Raw genomic sequence first — 22,074 nt, 5'->3', positions numbered from 1 at the left:
TCATGATGATCAACGGTGGCCGCACCCGTTCCCGCAGCGGCCCAGGGTGCAGAAATTTCGCGAGCCGGATTCCGGCTTGGCTGGCACGCTAATGCTCATGGCCACGCCCTTGAGCTCCCGACAACGACTCGCCGCACTTCAGCGCTACTCAGCCTTGAGCGGCGAGGACTTCACCGGCCAGATCCTGGTCTCGGCCAGGACTTCGCAGTTGCGGTTCACCCGATGCTCGTTCGTGGAGGCCGATCTGCGTCACGCCAGCTTGGACGGCTGCTCGTTCAAGTTCTGCGACCTGAGCCGTGCAGACCTGCGCGGAGCCTCACTGAGGGGAGCGCACCTCGCCGGCTGCGATCTTCGCGGCGCGGATCTGCGCGGTGCGGATCTCACGGAAGCAGACTTCGGCCACGTCAACACCGGCAGACCCCCGTACGGCCTCACCGACATCACCGGAGCCCGCCTCAAGGGAGCGATCCTGCGCGATGCCCGACACGACGATGTCATCGGTTGGCAGTCTGCGGTCGACGACATCGCGTAGACCCGAGCTCAGATCTCCCGCTGGCAAGAGACAAGATCACGATCTACGGCTGGAGTACTAAGGGCAAAACGTAAAGGGGCCCCACCGGGATGAGCATTCCGGTGGGGCCCCGCGCCTCATGAAGGAAATTGCGGCTTATTTGACTCACTTACACTTAAAGCAGCCCCAAGACCTCGCCGCTCCAACCCAGCGCCTGCGGAGAATGCCAGTTTGGATGTCCGCCACTAATGGCAATATCGCGCCCTTCGGAAAATGAATTTCGATACGATTCTCCTAGGGCGAGAACTCGCCGAATGAGCAACCTCGCTTCCTCAAGGAATCCTTGACTAACGAGGAGCTCCAGCAAATCTTGCGCAAAACCAGTTGGGCGAAGGAGTGCGTCCGGCGCCGCAGCAGCCAGAGTCTCAGGGTTCTCGGATGAACTGAACCATGGCAAGGCAACGTCTTTTGCATGTCTGCACAGGCCATCTACGATGGTAATTCTGCTGGCAGGAAGAGTGACGATCGCCCTGGCTTCTCGAGAGATATCAAGGAAACTGGTAGCACAGACAATTCCCTCCATCGAGTCAGGGCGATCAACCGTGAGGCTGGGATTCGACTGCCTCCACGCTTTGAGACCTTCATCGAAGACTTCCAGGCTTACGAGACTGAACTCGATTAGCCGTCCCGCCTTGTTCCGGTGACTAGCTTCGAGTCGCATTCGCTCAAGACGCCCATCAAGTCGACGCTCCAGGCTAGTTCGACCCTTGAACCATCGGAAGCCGTCCTGCTCCAGTCGGTACGCCATCCACTCGCCTGCAGCCTGAACGACTTTCTTGGGGACTTCGAGTCCTACCAACTGCTCAGCCAGGTGTACCGCCGAACGTCCTTGCTCATTTGTAGCCATGACCCTCATTATGCCGCATCCATCGAAAGCCTACACAGGTGAGGTCACCTCACTGGCGACAGGCAAACCTCAGCAGAACGGGCCCGGAGTGTCGCGAAACTCCGGGCCCATTCTTTATTACGGTCTACATACACCACACTGCCAGTGGTCAAATTCTACCGGAATCCTCATCGCGCTGCCCTTCTTTATTCCATACTGGGCAAGCTTGCGCGTGTCGAGAATTGCTCCGCTTCTCGCTAGTTCCGGGTATCCGACGGACTGATTATCGGTAATCGGTCCGTCATTCACTTTGGTTTCGACAGCAACCCAATCGCCGTTCGGATTTCGCGCGACGAAGTCTGCGATAAAGACATCACCGTTGCTGTTGAGGAATCGCACCCGCCGGGTGATATCCGTGTATCCACTCGTCTGGAGGCGATCAAGTGATGCCGCCTCGCCAATTGCGCCGTGATCAACCCCGTCTACAGGGCATTCTCCAACGTTATGCACCAGTACTGGCGTATTTCCGGCCAGCACATAGTACGTGTGCAGTTGGACGACGGTGAGGTTGTACATATCCGCCGCACCAGGGACGACCCGGATCGCAACCACTTGGGCGTGTCGGTCCGTCGCCGTGTTCAGGACGTGGCCGAGGGTCAGTTTCCCTGCAGGTATCCAGGCATGCTTGGTGTCGTCCCAGAAGGGGTGGTTGTCGGTGGTGTGAAGGATGGCAGTTTGGCCGTCCTCGCCGCGAATGGTCAGGTCGAGCAGATTGCGGTCGTGGTTGATCCACACATGCTGGACTGTGCGGGCACCTACGTGTTTGCCTGTTTTTTGATCGGCTGCTTCAACCTTGTCACCAAGCTTGATCTTTCCGATGGGCTTCTTCTTCCCGCCCTCCATGAGTACCGGCGTGTCTGGCGAGAAGCTGCACGGCTTGCCCGTTGCCGCACTTTCTGCTTCTGCTGCCGCGGCTACTTCTTCTGCTGCTTCGGCTGCGCCGCCCATTCTGGCCAGGCCGAAGAAGCCGTTACTTCCGCCCAGCATTCCCGAGATAAGCGCGGTTTTGTAGAGGGAGTTCCGCAGCTGACAAACCCAGTCGCCGCTCTCACAAGCGACCAGGTCGGGGATAGTTGTGATCTTTACGGTAGGCGCCGAGGTGTCTACGACACCGTCGACCTTGCCGATGGCGCCACGGCATGCGTCCTGGGCCATGTAGCCGTAGCTGGCGCAGTCGACCGTGCCAGTGCCGCTTTGGTGGGTGCCTGACTTGTTGCTCTTGCTCTTGCAGTTGTAGCAGTCGCCGCTCGCGGCGGCAGTTGCGTTGCCGGACTTCTTCGGCTTGCCCGGGGTATGGCCGGGGGTTGTGTTCTCGTAGTTCGGTCCTGGCCGGGTCGGGCAGTCGATGTCGGCGCAGAGTCCCGTGGGGTCGCTGGAGGAGATGGGGTTGTCGCGGGTGTAGAGGTAGCCGCCCAGGAGTTGGTCATCGGTGGCTTCGAAGATCGGGTCGAGGCTGATGAAGCGTCCGAGGGTGGGGTCGTACTGGCGGGCGCCGAGTTGGGTGAGGCCGGTGTTGGTGTTGTTGGGGGCGTTGAGGAAGCCGCGGTTGTCGATCCAGGTGGTGTTGCTGCCGCGGGTGTCGCCGTAGGGGGTGAACTGGCGCCAGGTGGGGTTCTGGGCGGTGTTGTCCAGGTACAGGCCGCTGGTGCCGTGGGGGTCGCTGATCTGGAACTTGTAGTTGGTGGTGGTGCCGGTGCGTACGACGGTGCCGCCGCCGGGCAGGGGCAGGTAGCGCGCGCCGGTGGTGGTGGTGCCGGTGAGGGTGAGTTGCTCGCCGGGCAGGTACAGGGTGGTGCTGGTGGGGTCGCTCTGGAGCAGGACGTTGCCGTCGGCGTCGTAGATGTAGCTGGTGGTGCCGCTCTTGCCGCCGCTGACCTGGGTGAGCTGTCCGGCGTCGTTCCAGGTCAGGGTCTGGTTGCCTGATGCGACGGTGTTGCGTCCGGTGGTGTTGCCGGCCTTGTCGTAGGTGTAGCTCGTGGCCGTGTTGCTGGCGCCGCTGTCCTGGGTGGAGGCCAGGGCGTGGGGCTGGGTGGTGTCGTTGCCCTTGTAGTCGTAGGTGTAGCTGGTGGTGGTGTCACTGCCGCCGGTGGTGGAGTGCTGGATCTGGTGCTGTCGCTGTCCGAGGACGTCGAAGTCCCAGCTGGTCCAGTAGGCGGTGCCGCCGGCGAGCGGGTCGCCGACCTGGGCGTGGGAGCTCGTGGTGGGGGTGGCGTTGCAGTCGTCGGTGGCGGTCCAGGCCTGGGTGAGGCGGTCGAGGTCGTCGTACTGGAAGCACTGGGTCTCGGGGGCCGCGGTGGCGTTCAGGCGGGTGGTGACCTGCTTGGTGATGTTGCCTGCGGGGTCGTGTGTGTAGCTCTGCTCGTCGAGTATCGCCGGTGTGGTGGAGCGGGTGACCACCTGGTCGGTCAGCGCCGCCGTGTGCGGGTCGTAGGTGTTGGTGAGGGAGGCGAGGTTGGTGCCCGTGCCCAGGGTTTCCTGCAGCACCTGGCCGTAGGCGCTGTAGACGGTGTCATGGGCGTAGGTGTAGGAGGAGGTGCTCAGTGCGTTGGGCAGGTCCAGGCCGGTGGTGTAGCCGTGGTTGACGACTTCAGCGGGCAGGCCGCCACCGAGGGGGTAGTTGTCGGAGGCGAGCAGGCCGGTGCTGGAGGTGTAGGTGTGTTTGAAGGTGTAGGTCTTGCCGCCGAGCGCGCCGTGCACGGCCGGGATGGTGATGGCCTGGCCGAGCGATTCACCGAAGACGTTGAAGCCCAGTTGCTGGGTGGTGTAGGTGTTGCCGGCGTTGTAGGAGGTGGCGGTGGTGGTCTGGCCGATCGGGTTGGTGACACCCGTGACGGCGTTGTCGTTGTCGTAGGTCCAGCTGGCCGTCTGGTTGCCGCTCGCACCGGGGGTTTGAGCGGCGAGGGTGGAGGCGTACTGGGCGGTCTTGCGGTTCAGGGCGTCGTAGGTGTACGAGACGCTCTTGTTGCGGGAGTCGGTGGTCTGGGTGAGGTTTCCAGCCGGGTCGTACAGCATGCTGGTGGTGCCGGCGTCCGGGTCGGTCTTGGACGTCACCTGGCCCAGCAGGTCGTAGACGGTGCTCCAGGTGCTGCCCTTGGAGGTGACGGTGTTCTGCTTGCCGTGTCCGTCATAGCCGTAGGTGATCGGGTTGGAGGTGCCGCCGCTGACGGAGAAGTGCCCGGTGAAGGTGTTGAGCGGGATGGTCAGGGTCGGCCGGGCGCTGTAGGAGTCGACCTCGCTTGCGCGGCCCAGTGGATCGGCGCGGGTGGTTTTGACCGTGCCGCCGTCCGGGGGGATGACGGTGGTGGCGTCTCCGCTGTAGACGGTGGTGGTTTTCTCCTTGAGCACCGAGTTCTGCTGGGAGTCGTCCACGACCACGCGGCCCAGGCCGTCGAAGGTGTAGCGGTCCTGGTTGGGGATCTCGGAGTCCTGCACCGAGGCCGGGCTCAGGGCGGGGAGGTTGCTTTTGTCCCAGTAGGCGTTGTTTTTCTTCCACACCCAGCCGTGCGAGTCGTAGAACGATTCGGTGATCAGCCGGCCGTTCTGCGGGGTCTCCGTCTGGGTCTGTCGCGGTCGGCCGAGTGAGTCGATGAGGGAGTAGGAGGTGACGTACGTCTGGGCGTCGTTCAGTGTCTGTGTGAAGGTGCCGGACTGGCTGGTCGGCGAGACGGTGTAGATGTACTTGGCGTCGGCGGCAGCGGTGGTGGGACGGCTGTGCTGCCACACCTCGGTGGTACGGCCGAGCGCGTCGTAGTGGACGGTGGCGGTGATCCCGTTGGCGTCGGTGGTGGTGAGGATGAGCCCGCGGGTGGGGTCCACAGTGGTACGGATGATCTGGTTCTTGGCGTTGGTGATCGCCGTGGCGGTGGTCAGCCCGACGCTGTCCACGGTGTAAGTCGTTTTGGTCTTGTTGTTGTTGGCGTCGTAGCCGTCGGCGGCGCGGCCGTAGGTGTCGTAGGTGGCACGGGTTTGGGTCTGCCAGGTGAAGGCGCCACCGCTGTAGCCCGAGGCCTGCCGGGTCATGGTGATGTCGCCCTTGGTGGGCGCAGCGGTCTGCGGGAAGGTGGTGGCAAAGCCGGTGTCGTCGTAGAACGTCCGGGTCGCGGAGATCACCTGGTTCGGGCGGTCGACGTTGCTGGGCGCGGTGAGGGTGTTGAAGTTCTTCGGCACGGAGGCCGGGGTGTTCTGGCTGAACGCGGCGCAAGCAACCGAGTCGGTCTCGTGGGATGCCTGCAGCCCGACCAGGTTGGCAGCCGTGTTGGCCTTGGCGTACGTGATCGCGGTGCACTGGTCGTACGCGGCGGCGGCAGGAACCGTGTGGGTGTAGCTGTACGTCAGCAGCCCGAAGTTGTCGTCCGTGACGGCGGCGTCGTAGGTGTTGTCAGTCTCTGCGACCCGCCAGTCTGTGGTGGGGTCATCGGTGACTGCCTGACGGCTCCAGGTTTCGGCGACGTTCGTCGCTCGGGCGGTCAGATCCGGCAGGCCCGCGCGGGCGCGCGTGGCCGTGGCCGGGGAGATCCAGTACGAGGTCACCGTGGAGCTGTCGACGCTGCCGCCGACCCCGGTGTAGGTGGTGGTCTCCAGCGCGTTGCCTGCCAGCTGGTCGCTGTCGGGGTGCGCTCCCTCCTGGGAATCGGTGACGGTCACGGAGCGGCGTTTGGATGCGGACAGCCAGTCGTCGTCCATGCCGCGGTAGTAGGAGGTGACCGTCTTGGTCTGGGGGTCGTTGGAGCCGTCACCAGTGCGGGTTTCCACGCTCGCGTAGCCGCGGAACTGACCCCACGTGCGGTATTTGGCTTTGACGAGCTCGTTGTCGTCGTGGTGCCAGGCGCCGCCGCCGGTGTAGATGTAGTTCGTCTGCTTGGCCAGCGCACCGTCGGTGCTGTCTGTTTCCAGTACCTGGGTGACCGCGTACTTCTCGAACCAGTCGGTGATCGGGTTGAGGTAGTCCTTGGGTGTCCAGGACACCGGGTAGCAGGACTTGGTGTTGGTCTTGGGGTCCGCGCTCGCCACGTAGTTGGCGGTGCAGGCGTCCGGCAGGTCGTAGCTGACGGAGGTCAGCCCGCCCATCTCGTTGGTGATGCCGGAGATGCGGTAGCGGTACAGACCGGGGAAGTTGGAGGTGTCGACCCGGTTCTTGAGTCCGATGCCCGTGAATGTCACGTCCGGCAGGCTGGTGGGTGAGGTGGAGCCGCCTGCGGTGGTGTCGTCGCCCTCGTGGCTGATCGACGAAAGCCAGAGTGTGGGTGAGGTGCCATCCCCGGTGGCCGGCTCACTCTGGTGCAGGGTGTAGGTGTCGATGGCCTGGTATTTGGCACTTGCCGCGCTGTACTGCTGAACCTTGATCGAGGCCAGGCGGACGGTGGAGAAGAAGGACGGTGCGTGCGTGGTGCAGGTGGCTCCGGAGGCGCAGACCAGGTCGTAGGGCACGTCCGGGTACTGGCTGGCGGCGGTGCTGGCCGACAGCGGGGCGCAGGAGGTCAGTGTGCAGCGTGAGGTGGTGGTGAAGACTGCCTGGTTGGGGACAGTGTTGTAGGCGCTGCCATCGCGGAAGCCGTAGTCGATCCGGGCCAGGTAGGAGTCGCGGATGTAGGAGACGTTGTGAGCGCCGTTTTCCTCGCCGTAGTAGTTGCTGTCCTGCGCGTAGTAGTACGCCATGGCGTTGGCGTGTGCGTCGACGACATAGTCGAGGTGCCACTTGTAGGCCATGGTGCACACCGAGGCACTGAACCCGGAGGAGCTGTAACAGGGGTCGCCGGAGTGCGCGGAGTACACCGGGACGCTGTCGACCGACTTGGTCGTGGCCTTGCCGGAGGCCCAGCCGGGCAGCTGGTTGCGGCCGAAGTAGTACTGGGTTCCGTCCCGCTCGGTGACGATCCAGTAGTCGGTGTTGTAGGTGCCCGATTCGTTGCTGGTGTTCGTCTTGTGGGTGACGGTGGCGCCGTCATCGTTGGACAGCTTCCAGGCGCCGTCGGCGTCGTTCTTCACCAGAGATCCGGACGAGCCGTTCAGCGACACGGTCAGGATCGGCCCGTCATAGCACCTGTCCCCGCTGGACACCGGCGAGGCACTGCCTTCCGGATCGTCCGAGCAGTCAGTGAAGCTCTGTTCGATGTAGGAGTCGGGGGTCGCCCAGCCGTCGCCCACCCAGGAGGACTGGGCCTGGGTCGAGGAGGTCCGTCCGTCCACAGAGCCCGAGTTGTAGGTCAGGCCCACCGACGGCTTCAGCGATCCTGACGAGGGCGCCAATGAGATGGGGTAGCTGTAGGTGAAGTCACCCGACGAGCCGCCGCCGGTCCACGAACCGGACGGTGCCAACGGGGTCGCGTCATAGGTGCCGGCCGCCCCGCCCGCTGATGAGGTCGATGCGGTCGCAGCCAGCACCATCGGCTCAGCACTGCTGGCGGCATCGGCTGCCGTGGAGGTGGAGTACGAGGCCGGTACGGCAGTGGTCCGACCGGACGCCGCAGCCCGTGACGGGGATGCCTGGGGCTGGGAGCCCTGCAGAGTCACCGTGGTCGACAGCTGCTGGGCCGCTGCGTCCTGGTCGGTGGCAAGCGGGGTCTGGGTGCGGCAGGCGGCGCGCTGCGGCGTGGTCAGCGCGCAGGCGGGGAGCTTGACCAGGTGCAGGCGGTCGGCGTAGTTGCCGCCGTAGGCAGCGGCGAACGCCCCGTAGTCCAGGCCGAGCTGTACCTTGCCCTGGCTTCCGGCGGCCGGGGTGGCGGCGAGGACCACGCCGGCCACGCCGAGCTTGGTGGCGTCCTGGTGCGAGAGCACGCGCACGGACACGCCCTTGGGGCCCTGGTAGCTGCCCTTGGCCGGGGACATGGCGCGCGCCCACACCGGCGTGCCGGTGGCCGCGGCCTTGGCACCCTGCTTCGCGCCGGCCTTCGGCGCTGCCAGGGCAGCGCTGCCGGTCGCGGCGGCCGGCCAGTGTGCCTTGCCGGGGTGGAATGCCCGCTTGGTCTGGTCCTTGGCCTTCAACTTGCGCGGGGTGAGGGTGGTCACCCCCTGTACGGACGGAGCCTGTCGTACGGCGGGAGCGCCGGCGCGGGACTCCGCTGCCACAGCCGTGGGGGCAGCAAGCGAAGCAGACAGCGCCAGTGCAACCGCAACGCCTACTATGCGTCGCCGGCCGTCGGCACGATGCCCGTGCCTTCGTGGCCACAATCTCCTGACCATGGACGATACCCCTAACTCTCCTGCCGATAGGCAGGCCTCTGCGCACCGCTCCTTGATCAAGTTGCAGTTGCGCGGGCGACTATCGCAGAGATCAAGGGACGCGGGAAAGTGCTCAATTCCGGCACCTCTGCACAACTTGTTTTCAAGATTCGACAAAATTTCACTCATAAGTCGGACAAGATCGATGATCTTGACACTAATCACGTCTGGTCGCAGAGGCCCTAGAGCCGGTCCACTGAGGGGCCGATCCATGTGACCGGACTTGTCCCGACCAGATCCAGAGGAATTCCACGGTGAGACCCACCTTGCGCAGCCGGATACTGAGCGCGTCGCTAGCCGCCGCGCTCAGCGCGCTGTCCCTGTCCGCAGCGGCGCCAACCGCCCATGCCGATGCCACTACTCAGGCTTCGGCACCTGAACTGCCCCTGGACGATGCCCGGGCCTCGGCCAAGGCGCAGGCCACCGGCAAAGCGGTGGCCGTGGACGCGGCGACGACGCCGACCGAGGCGGAGGTGGCCAATCCTGATGGCACGTTCACCTTGACCCAGTCGGTAGCTCCGGTACGCAAGTACATATCCGGCTCCTGGAAGGAGCTGGATGCCACCCTGGCCCGCCACAGCGACGGCACCATCGCCCCGGCCGTGACCAGCACGAACCTGGTCCTGTCGGATGGCGGCAAGGGCCCTTTGGCAGTGATGAAGGATCAGGGCCGGTCCCTGACCCTGACGGTGCCGGCCTCAATCGGCTCCCTGCCCACCCCGACCCTGAACGGGGCCAGCGCCATCTACCCCGACGTCCTTGACGGGGTGGACCTCAAGGTCACCGCCGATACCCAGGGCGGCTTCTCCGAAGTCCTCGTCGTCAAAACTTCCGAAGCAGCCGCCAACCCGGCCCTGGACACCCTGTCCTTCCCCGCCGAGGCCAAGAACGTGGCGCTGGCCACCGATGAAGCAGGCAACATCACGGCCAAGAGCGCCGAGGACCGTACCGTCTTCGCCGCCCCGGCCCCGCTGATGTGGGACTCCGCCACCACTGAGACTGCCGCCCCGGCCGCGCGATCCACCACGAGCAAGCAGGCTGTCTCCGACGCAGACAAGCCGACGGCCTCCAGTACCGACGAGCCGGGAACGGGCGCGCACATTGCGCCGGTCGCCGCCTCCTACACTTCGGGCGCCATCCGTCTGACCCCGGACGCGGACCTGCTGTCCGCCTCCTCCACGGTCTTCCCCGTCTACATCGATCCCACCTATGCCGCCGGCGGGACACTGACCAGCTGGACCTGGGTGAACTCCGCCTACCCGAGCACCAGTTACTGGAAGGACACCAGCCCCACCGGCATGCACGTCGGCTACCAGGGCTGGGAAACCCCTTACCACAAGTCGCGGGCGTACGCGAAGGTCTCGGTGGACAGCCGGATCTTCGGAGCGCACATCACCGACTCCCACTTCTACGCCACCGAGACCTACGCACCGTCGTGCACCGCAACTCCGGTGGAACTCTGGCGCTCAGACCCGATCGACTCCAAGACCACCTGGGACAACCAGCCGACCCGGCGAGAGCAGTGGGGCAGCAAGACCGTGGCCTACGGCTACTCGTCCTCCTGCCCCGCCCAGTCGCTCGGCTTCGACGTCACCGACCACATGCAGGACATCGCCGACGCAGGAAACCTGAGCAACCTCACTCTCAGGCTGGAGGCCAGCGAGGAGCTGGACAAGTACGGGTGGAAGAAGTTCGACCACGCCACCATCTCGATGTCCACCACGTACGACCACCCGCCGAACAAGCCCTCGACGCTGGTCACCTCGCCGGCCACCACCTGCACTGGTGCCATCAAGGCCACCGGTGACGGTGACGTCACCCTGTACGCGGCGGTCTCCGATCCCGACGGCGGCACCCTGACCAACACCTTCAACGTCACCAAGACGTCCGGCGGCGCGCAGATCGCCAAGCCCGTCGTGTCCGCCGCCTCCGGCAAGAACGCCGCCTACATCTTGAAAAAGTCGGTCCTGGAGGCCGCGGCCGGCGGCTCCGTCCTCGGTGTGACGTGGAACGTGACCTCGTCCGACGGCACCTACTCATCACCTGTGTCGGCCACCTGCAAGTTCACGTTCGATCCCAGCCAGCCCGGCGCCCCGAAGGTCTCGGCCGTCTCGGGCGACTCCTCCTACGACTGCGGTGACGACAGCAGCCCGGTCACCTACCAGGTAGGCTCCCCGGCCAGCTTCAAGCTCGCGCCCAACCCTCCAGGCGGGTCCACCAGCGGCTACCTCTACCAGCTCAACGGCGCCACCCCCCTCTCGGTGGCCAGCGACGGAGCCAGCACCGACATCAGCGTCACCCCCACCCGGGGCACCAACGTGCTGACCGTTACCGCACTCTCGGCTGGCGGAAACGTCGGCGACACCGCGAACTGCATCCTCATCGCTGCCCCCGCAACCACGGCCAGCGACGGTGATCTGACCGGGGACGGCATTCCCGACCTGGCCGCCGTCGGGGCCCAGGGGGGCCTGTCTGAGGGACTGTGGCTCGCCCACGGCACCGCAGACGGGCAGCTCACCACCAGCGCCACCAACCTGGGCGCACAGGGCACCGGAGCCAGGCTTACCGGCACTTCAGCAGACTGGAACGGCACCCAGGCCCTCACTGGCCACTTCTACAATGGTTCCGGCTTCAACGACATCCTGGATTACAACCCCGCCACTGGCAGCGGCACGGTCCTGTACGGCAGCGGCGACGGCTCAACTCTCCTGCCCACCAGCGGCAACCAGGCCAACGTCTTGTCCACCGTGTTCACGAACGGCGCAGGAGACAAGGCCACCAGCATCGCCAGCGGCGGCAACCTCTACCACACCCTCAACGGCGAACCTGACACCGGCTACCCCGACCTGCTCGTGGTCGTGGACGGCCAACTGTGGGACGAGGCCGGCAACCGCGCCCCCGGCATCTTTGACGGCGTCGACAACGCGACTCCAGTGAGCAGCACCAACCCCACCGGTTCCGGCGACTGGACCGGCTGGAGCATCACCAGCAGCCTGATCGACGGGCTGCCCGCGATGTTCGCCCGCAACAACGCCACCGGGTCGCTGTACTACTACACCCCGCAAGACCTCATAGACCTCGCCAGCAGCAGCATGGTCTCCCCGCAGCAGGTCGCGAGCAGCGGCTACACCTCCGCCGCTGTACCGATCCTGCAGGCCGCCGACCTCGACGGGGACGTCGACGGCGACGGCCACGACGATGACAATCACACTCCGGACCTGCGTACCGTCTCCGCCAACGGCGCCAGCACCACGCGGATCTTCAATGCGGCCAGCAACACCCTGACCGCGCAGAGCGCCCAGACTCTCATCGCCCCCGGCCACACCTGGCCGCTCAGTGACGCCAGCGACGGTCCAGCAGCCACCGCCGCCGACACCGCTGCCGGACTGAACCTCACCGGAGGCACCACCGCCGTCTGGGACACCGACGACGACGTCTCCTTCTCCTCCAACCTGGCCCTGGACGGCACCGCCAGCAGCGCCATGACCTCAACCGCGGCGCTGACTGTCTCGAAGGCATTCACCCTGTCGGCCTGGGTCAAGCCCGCTGCCACCGGTGGTGTCGTCGCCTCCCAGGACGGCGTGCACAACTCCGGCTTCTTTCTCTACCCGCAGTCCAACAAGGTGTGGTCGTTCTGCATGGCCACCTCGGACACCACGCGCAGCAATGAGTGCATCGCCGGCGGCAGCGCCATCATCGGCCAGTGGACCCATCTGACCATCACCTACGACCCCACCACCAAGGCCATGGTGCTGTACGTGGACGACCGGCCCGTCGCCCGCGGCTCCCACACCGCAGTCACCGGTTTCACCGGAAAATTCACCCTGGGCAACGTCCTCGCCAACGATGCGCGGGGCTCCTTCTACCGCGGCAACCTCGCGGACGTACAGGTATGGAACGAGGTCGCACTCACCTCCGTCCAGGTCGCCACCATGGCCAACGTCGTCCCCCCCAAGGGCCCGTTCACCTTCGCCGACGTCGCCGACTACAACGGCGGCGGCAACCCTGACGTGGTCGCCGCCGACGCCACCGGCAGCCTGTGGCTCTACCCCGGCAACGGCAACGGCGGCTGGTCCACCTCCGCCACATACATCGGCTCCAGCCTCACCGGCTACACCTACGCCGGAATCGGCGACTTCAACAAGGACGGCAACGCCGACACCGTCGCCATGACCCCCGGCGGCACCCTGCGCCTGTTCCCCGGCGACGCCGGGCACGACCTGCTCACCCCGGTCACCAACTTCCTCGGCGACTGGAGCGGCTACGCCTTCGCCGGCGTCGCCGACTTCAACCGTGACGGCAAATCCGACCTGATCGCCCGCCAACCCAACGGCACCCTGAGCCTGTTCCCCGGCACAGGCACCGGCGCCAGCCTGGGCACCCCCGTGCAGATCGGCACCGGCTGGAGCAGCCTCACCCTCGCAGGCGTCGCCGACCTCAACGCCGACGGCAACCCCGACGTCATCGCCCGCGACACCGACGGCCTCCTGTGGCTCTACCCCGGCAACGGCAGCAACGGCTTCGGCGTCCGCAGCCAGATCGGCACCGGCTGGAACTCCTACACCTTCGCCGGCGTCGCCGACTTCAACAGCGACGGCAACCCCGACGTCATCGCCCGCGACACCGGCGGCGTCCTGTGGCTCTACCCCCGCACCGCCACCGCCTTCAGCACCCGCCAGCAAATCGGCACCGGCTGGTAGACAGACCCGCCATCTCTCCGGGGCGCCCAGCGCTGCACACCACCGCCGGGCGCCCCGGAGCTTCCTCTTGCCATCGGCAACCATCCCTTCTCGCAGTGGAGTTACACGTGACAGATCAACGACGTACCGATGTCGACCGCCGTCAGTTCATGCGCCTGACCGGCGGCACCGCGCTCGGCGCTCTCGCCGTGGGAAGCAGTGCAGCTGCCGCGTCCGCCGACGTCCTCGCGAGCCCGACCCCGGGTCCCGGCGCGGGCATCCCCATGTCCCAGGTGCTCAGCCTGCCGCGCACCCCCGCACCGACCACCATGCTGGGCCCCGCGCCGGAACAGTTCACCGGCGGCACGATCACGCCAGCGAGCAGACGGATCCCCTACGCGGTGGGCACGGTCGCCCCGCGGACGGCCGCGGATGACGTGCCCACCACGCTGCCGTTCGAGTTCGCCACCACCGGCTACACCATCGTCGATGTGCCCGAGGGGCTGCGCCCCTGGCGCAACCGGCCTGCTCCCAAGGGCGATGAGGGTGCCTACGTCGATGCCCAGGGCGTGCGCATGTTCTACAACGACCCCGATGTGTTCATCAACGGCGACGGCAAGCTCTACGACCACCCCGTGACGCAGATCCAGTACGGCCTGGGCTGCCTCGCCTCCTACCGCAGCACCGGTGACACGTGGTTCCTCACCCGCGCCAAGGCCCAGGCCCAGCGGCAGATCGACCGGCGCGTCGAGCAGCGCGGCGCCTGGTACTTCCCCTACCCCTTCAACTACACCCACAACGAGCACGGCGGACTCGTCTACACAGCCCCCTGGTACTCCGGCATGGCCCAGGGCGAGGCGATCTCCCTGTTCATCCAGCTCGCCCAGCTGACCGAGATCACCGACGAGGAGCGCATCCTGTACCTGGCGGCGGCCGACGGGGCGTTCGCCTCACTGCTGCGCGCCGACGACGCCAAGCCGTGGGTGGTCAACAAGGACAGCGCGGGCTTCTTCTGGATCCAGGAGTACCCCATCGACGCGCCCGGCACCTCGGACTACACCTTCAACGGGATGATCTTCGCGCTGTTCGGGCTGTGGGACTACTACCAGTACACCCAGAACGAACTCGCGCTGAAGCTGTGGGACGGCGGCCTGACCACGATCGCCAACTACTACCCCCGGCTGCGCAACACCCGCTGGGTCTCCTACTACTGCAACACCCACCGCATCGCCCCGCTGACCTACCACCACCATCACCTCGACCTGTTCATGCAGTTGCAGTGGTTCTCCGGGCACTACACCTTCGCCCGTGACATGGACCAGCTCCTGGACGACTACCCCTACCCGGGTCTGGTCTCCGACGACCTGCCCAACGGCGGCACCGTCGCCTTCGCCGCCGGGACCCACACCCTCTACCAGTACGCCACCACCTCGACCGGCGCCTACGACCCCGCCAAGGACGACGCCCAGACCGCCACCCAGCAGGTCACCTTCACCCGCGACACCTCCGCCCCCGCCACCATGCGCCGGCGCATCCACGGCCGAGGCGTCTACTACCGCATCAGCGCCGGCGCCTACACCGGCTGGTGGGTCGGCGAGAACTACACCACCGCCTTCCTGCGCGGCCAGTGGTGGACCAAGACCTACATCCCCGCCCGCACCCTCACCTTCCCCGCCGACACCCCCATCGACGTCTTCAAATACGGCACCGACGGCGCCATAGGCACCACCAAGACCGTCCAGTGGGACCACCCCTCCAACGCCCCCTTCGACCAGCGCGCCACCATCAACGGCCGCAACATGCTCCGCATCAGCGCCGGCTCCCTCACCGGCTACTGGGTCTGGCACAACAACGTCACCACCGACGGCCAGTGACCAGTCATCAGCCGGGCAGAGCCCTCTCTCCGGTGCCGCCAGCGATTGCCCAAGAACTCGGCGGCACCGGACCCTGGGCATCGCCCACCATCACCCCGGCATGAGCCTGCACCGGCTCCACCGGGACACAGTCAGTCACGAAAGATCCAGGCCAGCGAAGCGGCCACGAACTTTCCCACATCAACAAGGAGACAGACCGTCGTGAGTATGGGACTTGCCGGACTGCCGAGCAGAGAGTGGATGATCAAGGACGCGAAGGGTCGCAAGTACAGCTACGACTCTGAAGAAGAAGCGTTCGAGGAACTGCACGAGTACGGGGAGGGCGCCACGGTGTGGACCCGCGAGGTATATCGAGCCCTGTTCATCACCAAGTCAATCGAGGGCTGGAAGCAGGTCCCCTCCCCCCGCAGCTAAAGAACTGGCAGGCAGAGTCCGGGCTGATCAGCGCCGATGACGGGCTTTTGCGCGCGCGAACCAACTAGCAGCCACCCCAACTATCCGCCGGGGAGAGGCCGAGCGCACCGTCTGCAGCCTCACAGCTCACGCGGCCATGCATGGTCGCAGCCGAAAGTGCATGCGCTGACGCTATAGCCGAAATATGCACAGCCATTGGCGCCGCACGCGCATCGCAGAATCCAGCTGACCACACAAGACCCTCTGATACAGACTCGCGATCTTGGCATGACTCCACCATTCATTCTTGGAGGTTCATAATGTTTTCCCTTGTCTCCAGACCACGCAGAGTGGTGCACATAACGTTCACAGCCGTACTACTCGCGGGGGGATCAGTTGCCTGCGAGAAGGCCGCGAGCGATTCCGCAGTTGCAGACTCGCCCGACGTGACACCGGCATCAGCCGTGGCGAAGGCGGCGAAGAACTCCGACGCCATCACATCGCTCCACTACCGGATCAGCGGTACCGTGCCATCCAGAGGCCGCCTGACAGCAGAAGCCTCCATGACCACAAAACCACTGGCCATGAGCATGAAGCTCACCCTTGCAAGTGCGGAACGCGGAAGCGGCCCACTGGAGATCCGCATCGTCGACAAGGTCATGTACGTCGGTGGCAGTGGGCTGCGTTCCGACAAGCTGAAAGGCAAGAGCTGGCTCAGCGGCGCGCCCGCCACATGGGGAGGCAGCGCGGTGGACAACCAGTCGTATGGCGTGCTTCCCAGCCAGTTGCAGGCAAACCCCACCGCTCAATCCACGCTTCTCGCCGGCTCCAAAGACCTTCGGTCGATCGGAACCGAAACGATCGACGGCGCCCCTACCGCGCACTACAAGGGAACGGTCAACAGCGACGGCTTGATCGGAGACCGCCTCGATCAGTTCATACAACTACAGGTCGCCGACCCACTCACTATGGACCTGTGGATAGATGGCCACAACCGCCCCAAGCAGTTCCGCATGCGGGCGAAGCACAACGACATGCTTCCCGGAACCGGCGACGGGCCGCTCGATCTGACCATCACCTTCCTCGACATCAATCAACCCGCCACCATCAAAGCCCCGTCGGCCAAGGACATCACCGCACTTGGAAACAGCACGCAGGGAGGCTGAACATCACCCTTAAGGACGGTCTACGGCTACTTCGCCGCCTGGCAGAAGGAAGGCGTCTTCGACCAGTTCAACGGCCTGCTGCGGCGCCTGGTGCGGCAATCTGATCGCCGTCCTTGCCCAACGTGGGTGAGGATGAAGTGGTGGGCCGGGTATTGCCACCCCGCCCGCTGGATTGTTGATGACCACCGTGGAATTCTGCTCCTTGAGCTTGTTTCTCACCAACCACGCATACCTGGTTTCTACGTGAGAGACGGAGGGATGGGGGCCTGTCCCACTTCTCCCCGGCATGGGAACTCCCCTTTCGATGCTTGTGGGTGCCGGGACCGGTGAACCGAGCCACAACTGCGTTCCGAACCGGGCGATGTCCCCTGGGCCGTAGTTGGCTACGTGCCATCGGCATCCGCGGCAGTATCCGTCGGCGAGCGGCAGGTTGACACGAAGGCAGCGGTCGCACGCTCCCGTGGATGCCGGGCTGTTTCCTCTCTTACGGGCGGCGAAGGATGAGCAGGGCTCGCAGGTGACCTTCGTCTTTGCTGTGAACCAGGAGCCGCACTGCTGGCAGGACCTCGGTGTCGTCGCCGGGGGCGCCCCAGACGCGGCGTGTGGTCCGTGATGTCCGAGACCGAGGGGGACGGTCAGGTTCGCGCGGCTCTGGCAGGAGCCTGAGTATGTCCGCCCGCAGCAGGATCGCCCGGACGGACCGGCCGTAGTTGGGGATGTCGTCGAGGACCAGCTCATCGACGAGGTCGTCGCCGTCCGCGTCGCGCACGGCGAGCGCGAGGCGCAGCATCTCGTGCAGCTTGCGCTGCATGGGTTTGCTGATCCCGGTGTCCGCCGCGAACGCCGCGGTGTGCTCGACGACATCGCTATAGCCAGCGAGCGGTCTTTGCAGAATGTGCCGGCAGACGTCGATGGACAGCATCCGACGGACCGGGAAGAGTGGTAGCTGCCCCGGGACAGCGGGTGGGAGGACCGCAGGGTCGTCGCGGGTCGGGGCCGCTGCCGCGCGCATACGTTCCACCCAGTGCGGCCGGAGGACAACGGTCGCGCGGTACTCACGGAGGAGCAAGTGCAGGAGATCCGACGCCTCTACATCCCGTACTCGCGAAGGCACGAGCCGACGAGCGCCATCGCGTTGGCGGCCAAGTACGGCGTCTGTGACCAGACCGTCCGCTGGGCAGCTGGCGGTAAGGGCTGGAAAGGCATCGACGGCTAACCTGGCGTACGGATAGCCGCTGGTTTTGGGCCGGGCTCACCTCTACCGAGAGGGGAGCCCGGCCTTGGCTGTTGCGGGGTGCGGAAGTCACAGTGCCGTCGTGCTCGACAGGAACGGCGCGACCGTCGCTGTCGCCAATGTCCTGACCGAGATCGAGTGGAACCGGACGCTGGATGGAACCAGCTCGGCGCGGGCCCTGATCCAGCCGGACGGTGACTGCTGTGGACGGCTGGGGAGCATCGGGTCGTGGAGGAGCCGTCTGGTCGTCTTCCGTGATGGCCAGTACGTGTGGGACGGTCCGATCACGGATGTCACCTGGAGGCTCGGCGAGGTCGAGGTCCTGGCGGAGGACGTCAGCGTGTGGCTCGACGACCGCGTGCCTCACGCGTCGAAGACGTTCACGAGCGTCGACCTGTCCGAGATCGCGCAGTGGCTGATCGACGACGGCTTCGCCCCCGACGACCCCGGGCACGAGGTCGAGATCGTCGGCCAGGCGGGAGTGACCGGCTCGCGCTCGTACACGGCCGGGGTCGGCCAGACCGGCGACCACCTGCGGCAGCTCGCCGAGGCTGGCATCGACTACACGGTGATCGGCAACAAGATCCTGCTGCTGCCCGAGACCCACCTCGTTAGCGTCGGCCGGCTGTCGGACGCGGACCTGCCTGCGGGCCTGGAGGTCGGCGAGGACGGTAAGGCCCTTGTCACCCGGTGGATCGTCGAGGGCTCCGACGACAGTGGTGTCATCGGCTCCGACGGAGGGGCCGACCCGTACTACGGCCTGCACGAGCGGTACATCCAGATGATCGAGATCACCGACGCCGCCTCGGCGACCCAGGCCGCGCAGGCCCGCCGCCGGACCACGTCGCAGGTGCCGGTGTTCATCGACACCCAGCAGGTCACCATCTCGCCCCTGGCAGCGGTCGACGTCCCGAGCCTCGTGCCGGGCTGGGCGCTGGACGTCACCAGCGCCAGCACGTGCCGTCAGGTCACGCAGCGCCTGAAGATCACAGGGCTGCGGGTGACGGAGACCGGCGGCGACAACGACAGCCCCGGGTCGGAGAGCGTGCAGGTGCAGGTGGCGGCGGCAGCGACGGAGGCGGCGTAGATGGCCATGCGAGGAACCCCGGCCAGGCGCCTGGTCGGCAATCCGCTCGGCGGTGTCCTGCGCAACCTGGACCAGCGGGCCCGCATCGCAGGCCGCTCGCGCACGTCCGGCGCCCCGCTCGAACTTGATCCAGCTCCCGAGGCCGTGGCCGGTGCGTCACCCTCGGCGGCCCCTGGGGGCCTCGTCGCGACCGTTCTCCAGACAGGGGAGGACGGCCGCGTTCAGTGGGTGTTCCCAGCCCCGTACGGAGGATGTCCAGCCGTCACCGCGCTCGCCGTGGACCCGGACCCGGGCGACGACGAGCGAACGGTGTGGGCGACCTTGGAAGAGGTCACCAGTTGGTGCGTGGCGGTTCGGGTGTGGCGCAGTCGCCCTCGCCGTGGCGCTGGTGTCGCTGAACCGGCAGGTCCGGGAATCAGCGTGCACCTCACAGCGGTCACCTTGTCGCCCGGGTCAGCCCTGAGCTGATATCCACTGACCGGTGTGGGTGTCGTAGTGGGAGTCCTCTACGACCTCGCAGTGGACATCGGTGACGATGTCTTGGTCGCCGGCGCCCATCAGGCACACCTGCGTTATGCGGTACCTGACGTTCGACTTGATCGGCTGGAAGAAGAGTCCTGCCGTGGGCAGCTCGCGCAGGCGGACCTCAGCGAGGAATTTGTTGCTGGGCAGGATAAACGTGACGTTGTAGGTGTCGGGGTGCTCAGACACGGACGATCTCTTTCGTGCAGGTGGGCGCAGCTACTCTGACGGATGCGCCGCTGGTTGTGGGCCGGGCCGATGGATCTTCCTTGATGGAGCGAGCCCGTGGCAAGCGTGTGTGTGGACAGCGACTTCTTCGACGTCGGGGATGACGGCCGGCTGACGATGGTCCCCGGCAGCATGGGCCTCCGCCAGATCCTGTACTTCACTACGCCCGGCAGCGCCACGTTCAAGAAGGCCGACTACCCGTGGCTGGCCCGGGTCTTCGTCCAGGTGCAGGCGGCAGGGGGAGGGGCGGCGGGGGCGCGGGCGAACGCCGCCCAGCTCGTCGCCCACCCCGGGGGGACCGGCGGCGGGTACGCGGAGCGGCTGATCAACGCCGCGTCGCTGGGCGCCAACGAGACGATCGTCATCGGCGCGGGAGGTACGGCGGGAACGCCGACGATCGACGGCGGCAACGGCGGCAACAGCAGCTTCGGCGGCCTGGTGACCGCGAACGGCGGCTTCGGCGGCCAGGTGGTCATGACGACTGGCACCACCGCGGTCTGCTTCTCCGGCGTGGCGGGCCCGCTCGCCGGGATCGGCGACGTGGCCCAGGGCGGCGGACCCAGCGGGGGCCCGATCCGTCTCACCGGCGATCAGGGGCAGTCCGGCCCGGGTGGCGAGTCCCGGCTCGGGCACGGCGGCTCGCAGCGCGCGTCCACTGGCGGCGGCGGAGCCGGGCGAGGCTTCGGCGGCGGCGCGGGTGGAGCCCTCGCCCGGGACGGCGACAGCGTCAACGGGACCTCGGGCGGCGACGGCGCCGTGATCGTCTGGCTGCTCGCCTGACCCTCGTAGGGACGGTACCCGGGCGGTATCCGGATACCGCATCCGGACGATATCCGCCCAGCTCAGATGCCCTGTCCGGGCTTCGGTCGGATCATGTCCGGATGGCGTCCGTGGACGCGTCCGGACACTGTCCGGATGGGCCGTCGATACACTCGGCGGTGCGCGCCGCTGGGTGTGGGCCGGGCCGAGACAACCCCCGCAAGGACGGTGGACCATGGCGCGATGCGGCTGCGGCGGAGGACTCTGCCAGTGCACAGTGCATGCCGGTGACAACACGACCGTCAGCGGCTCAGGCTCCGCGGCCAATCCCTACGTCGTCAGCGCTTCGGTGCCGTGCTCGGCGGTCCGCTCCTGCCTGTCCGCCGGGAACGGCATCAGCTTCAGCACGGCGACCGGTGTCATTGCCGCCCGCCTGTCGTCGCAGGCCGGGAACAACGCCACGATTGGCCCCGACGGCGGGCTTCTCGTCCCGACGGCCGGCGGGGCGGTGCTCCCCGGGTGTGGCCTGAGCGGCAACGGCACCGGCGGCAACCCGATCAAGGCGAACACCCAGACGTGGCCGTACCCGTGTGCCGTGGACACCTTCGGCGGCGTCGTCGCGTGTGACACCCAGGGACGGCTGCGCTCGGAGCCGCGCGGCAAGATCAGCTTCACGAGCTACTTCGACGACCGGACGTACAGCGACATCGTGGTCCCGGCCGCGCAGAACACGGTCCTCGACACGTTCTCGGTCAACGTGCAGAACCCCGATACCTGCCGACCGGCCGTGGTCTACACGGAGCGCGAGGTCGACATCTACCTCGTCCTTCCGGCCGGTGCCGGGGCCGGCACCGGGCACGCCTCGGACGAGATGTTCTACATGCGCAACACCGGCACCACGTCGATCGTCGGCGTCCACTCCCAGAGCACGAAGTTCCTGCCGGAGGCGTTCACCCTCGCCCCCGGCGCCTCGGCGCCCATCACGCTCAACGCGACCGCAGGACGGGGCAGCGCAGGCGCGTACTACTACGAGATCCACTTCGCCCTGCGGGCCATGATCGTCAGTCTGTGAGGAGCGCACCATGCTGGACATCCCCAACCTGCCCCTGCCCGAGCCGGTGACCCTGCACGTCCTGCACCCGGACGGAACTCTCGGCCGGATCCGCCTGTCCGGAGAGCTGGAGCCCGAGCTGCCCGACGGCGCGAAGTACGTGACCGAGGAGGTCTACGAGGAGCTGCGCGAGCAGATGCGCGAGCAGCACGATGCCCGGGTCGGCGAGCTGTTCACGGCCGAGAAGGAGGCACGCCGCCAGCAGTACGAAGACCTGCGCGCCGCTGGAATCGCCGAGGCGACCGCGCGAGCCCTGTCCGGGCACGGCGGTCCGCTCGACGACGACCCCGCCCTGGCGGGAGCCGGTGGATAGACTCCCATCACTGCCGCTGGTTCTGGGCCGGGC

General features: G+C 66.4%; 14 protein-coding genes and 1 pseudogene. 11 read left to right on the top strand and 4 right to left on the bottom strand.

The genetic code is table 11. The annotated features are described in order from the left end of the window. The first annotated feature begins 97 nt into the window (after positions 1 to 97). The gene (locus ACZ7OY_RS29125; protein WP_471914130.1) at positions 98 to 532 is read left to right on the top strand and encodes a pentapeptide repeat-containing protein; all 435 of its coding nucleotides are present in this window, start codon (positions 98 to 100) and stop codon (positions 530 to 532) included. 154 nt (positions 533 to 686) lie between these two features. On the opposite strand, the gene ACZ7OY_RS29120 is transcribed toward ACZ7OY_RS29125, so the two are convergent. Together ACZ7OY_RS29120 and ACZ7OY_RS29115 are read right to left on the bottom strand one after the other, a co-directional pair. Then, positions 687 to 1,418, bottom strand: coding sequence for a hypothetical protein (locus ACZ7OY_RS29120; protein WP_471914129.1), 732 nt, complete (start codon positions 1,416 to 1,418; stop codon positions 687 to 689). A gap of 117 nt (positions 1,419 to 1,535) precedes the next feature. After that, on the bottom strand, positions 1,536 to 8,462 hold the full coding sequence (locus tag ACZ7OY_RS29115; RefSeq protein WP_471914128.1) for a polymorphic toxin-type HINT domain-containing protein: 6,927 nt from the start codon (positions 8,460 to 8,462) through the stop codon (positions 1,536 to 1,538). Between the two features lie 467 nt (positions 8,463 to 8,929). On the opposite strand from ACZ7OY_RS29115, the gene ACZ7OY_RS29110 reads away from it, so the two are divergent. From ACZ7OY_RS29110 to ACZ7OY_RS29090, 5 genes and pseudogenes are all read left to right on the top strand, one after another. Beyond that, complete coding sequence (locus tag ACZ7OY_RS29110) at positions 8,930 to 13,375, top strand: FG-GAP-like repeat-containing protein (RefSeq protein ID WP_471914127.1); 4,446 nt, start codon at positions 8,930 to 8,932, stop codon at positions 13,373 to 13,375. Between the two features lie 107 nt (positions 13,376 to 13,482). Next, positions 13,483 to 15,228, top strand: coding sequence for a D-glucuronyl C5-epimerase family protein (locus tag ACZ7OY_RS29105; protein WP_471914126.1), 1,746 nt, complete (start codon positions 13,483 to 13,485; stop codon positions 15,226 to 15,228). Between the two features lie 201 nt (positions 15,229 to 15,429). After that, complete coding sequence (locus ACZ7OY_RS29100; protein WP_471914125.1) at positions 15,430 to 15,642, top strand: hypothetical protein; 213 nt, start codon at positions 15,430 to 15,432, stop codon at positions 15,640 to 15,642. 299 nt (positions 15,643 to 15,941) lie between these two features. Beyond that, positions 15,942 to 16,787, top strand: a complete 846-nt coding sequence (locus tag ACZ7OY_RS29095; RefSeq protein WP_471914124.1) for an SCO4651 family lipoprotein — start codon at positions 15,942 to 15,944, stop codon at positions 16,785 to 16,787. Between the two features lie 6 nt (positions 16,788 to 16,793). Further along, positions 16,794 to 16,898, top strand: a pseudogene (locus tag ACZ7OY_RS29090) (IS5 family transposase); the annotation flags it as partial. Between the two features lie 373 nt (positions 16,899 to 17,271). Here the strand turns inward: ACZ7OY_RS29090 and ACZ7OY_RS29085 are convergent. Continuing rightward, positions 17,272 to 17,709, bottom strand: a complete 438-nt coding sequence (locus tag ACZ7OY_RS29085) for a hypothetical protein (RefSeq protein ID WP_471914123.1) — start codon at positions 17,707 to 17,709, stop codon at positions 17,272 to 17,274. 147 nt (positions 17,710 to 17,856) lie between these two features. On the opposite strand from ACZ7OY_RS29085, the gene ACZ7OY_RS29080 reads away from it, so the two are divergent. Beyond that, a complete protein-coding gene (locus tag ACZ7OY_RS29080; protein ID WP_471914122.1) occupies positions 17,857 to 18,003 on the top strand; it encodes a hypothetical protein in 147 nt (48 codons plus the stop codon). A 100-nt stretch (positions 18,004 to 18,103) separates the two neighbouring features. After that, a complete protein-coding gene (locus ACZ7OY_RS29075) occupies positions 18,104 to 19,108 on the top strand; it encodes a hypothetical protein (protein ID WP_471914121.1) in 1,005 nt (334 codons plus the stop codon). Positions 19,109 to 19,561: 453 nt separating this feature from the next. Here ACZ7OY_RS29075 and ACZ7OY_RS29070 read toward each other — a convergent pair whose 3' ends face one another. Next, positions 19,562 to 19,819: a hypothetical protein gene (locus ACZ7OY_RS29070; protein ID WP_471914120.1), complete on the bottom strand. Its 258-nt coding sequence runs from the start codon at positions 19,817 to 19,819 to the stop codon at positions 19,562 to 19,564. Between the two features lie 96 nt (positions 19,820 to 19,915). Between ACZ7OY_RS29070 and ACZ7OY_RS29065 the strand changes: the two genes are divergently transcribed. The 3 genes from ACZ7OY_RS29065 to ACZ7OY_RS29055 all read left to right on the top strand — a co-directional run bounded on the left by ACZ7OY_RS29065 (position 19,916) and on the right by ACZ7OY_RS29055 (position 22,041). Further along, positions 19,916 to 20,638 (top strand): glycine-rich domain-containing protein, encoded by a 723-nt coding sequence (locus ACZ7OY_RS29065; RefSeq protein ID WP_471914119.1) that lies wholly within the window; start codon positions 19,916 to 19,918, stop codon positions 20,636 to 20,638. Positions 20,639 to 20,894: 256 nt separating this feature from the next. Then, positions 20,895 to 21,689, top strand: coding sequence for a hypothetical protein (locus tag ACZ7OY_RS29060; RefSeq protein WP_471914118.1), 795 nt, complete (start codon positions 20,895 to 20,897; stop codon positions 21,687 to 21,689). Between the two features lie 10 nt (positions 21,690 to 21,699). Next, positions 21,700 to 22,041: a hypothetical protein gene (locus tag ACZ7OY_RS29055; protein ID WP_471914117.1), complete on the top strand. Its 342-nt coding sequence runs from the start codon at positions 21,700 to 21,702 to the stop codon at positions 22,039 to 22,041. Positions 22,042 to 22,074: the final 33 nt, after the last annotated feature.

This window comes from Streptomyces sp. NPDC107559 (assembly GCF_055657365.1).
The sequence above is the reverse complement of the archived record's forward strand: the minus strand, read 5'-3'. Positions and strand labels throughout refer to the sequence as shown.

Bases quoted from the DNA above. Each gene is read 5' to 3' on its own strand.
- ACZ7OY_RS29120 (WP_471914129.1), bottom strand. From the start codon at position 1,418: ATGGCTACAAATGAGCAAGGACGTTCGGCGGTACACCTGGCTGAGCAG.
- ACZ7OY_RS29085 (WP_471914123.1), bottom strand. From the start codon at position 17,709: ATGCTGTCCATCGACGTCTGCCGGCACATTCTGCAAAGACCGCTCGCT.
- ACZ7OY_RS29095 (WP_471914124.1), top strand. From the start codon at position 15,942: ATGTTTTCCCTTGTCTCCAGACCACGCAGAGTGGTGCACATAACGTTC.
- ACZ7OY_RS29125 (WP_471914130.1), top strand. From the start codon at position 98: ATGGCCACGCCCTTGAGCTCCCGACAACGACTCGCCGCACTTCAGCGC.
- ACZ7OY_RS29055 (WP_471914117.1), top strand. From the start codon at position 21,700: ATGCTGGACATCCCCAACCTGCCCCTGCCCGAGCCGGTGACCCTGCAC.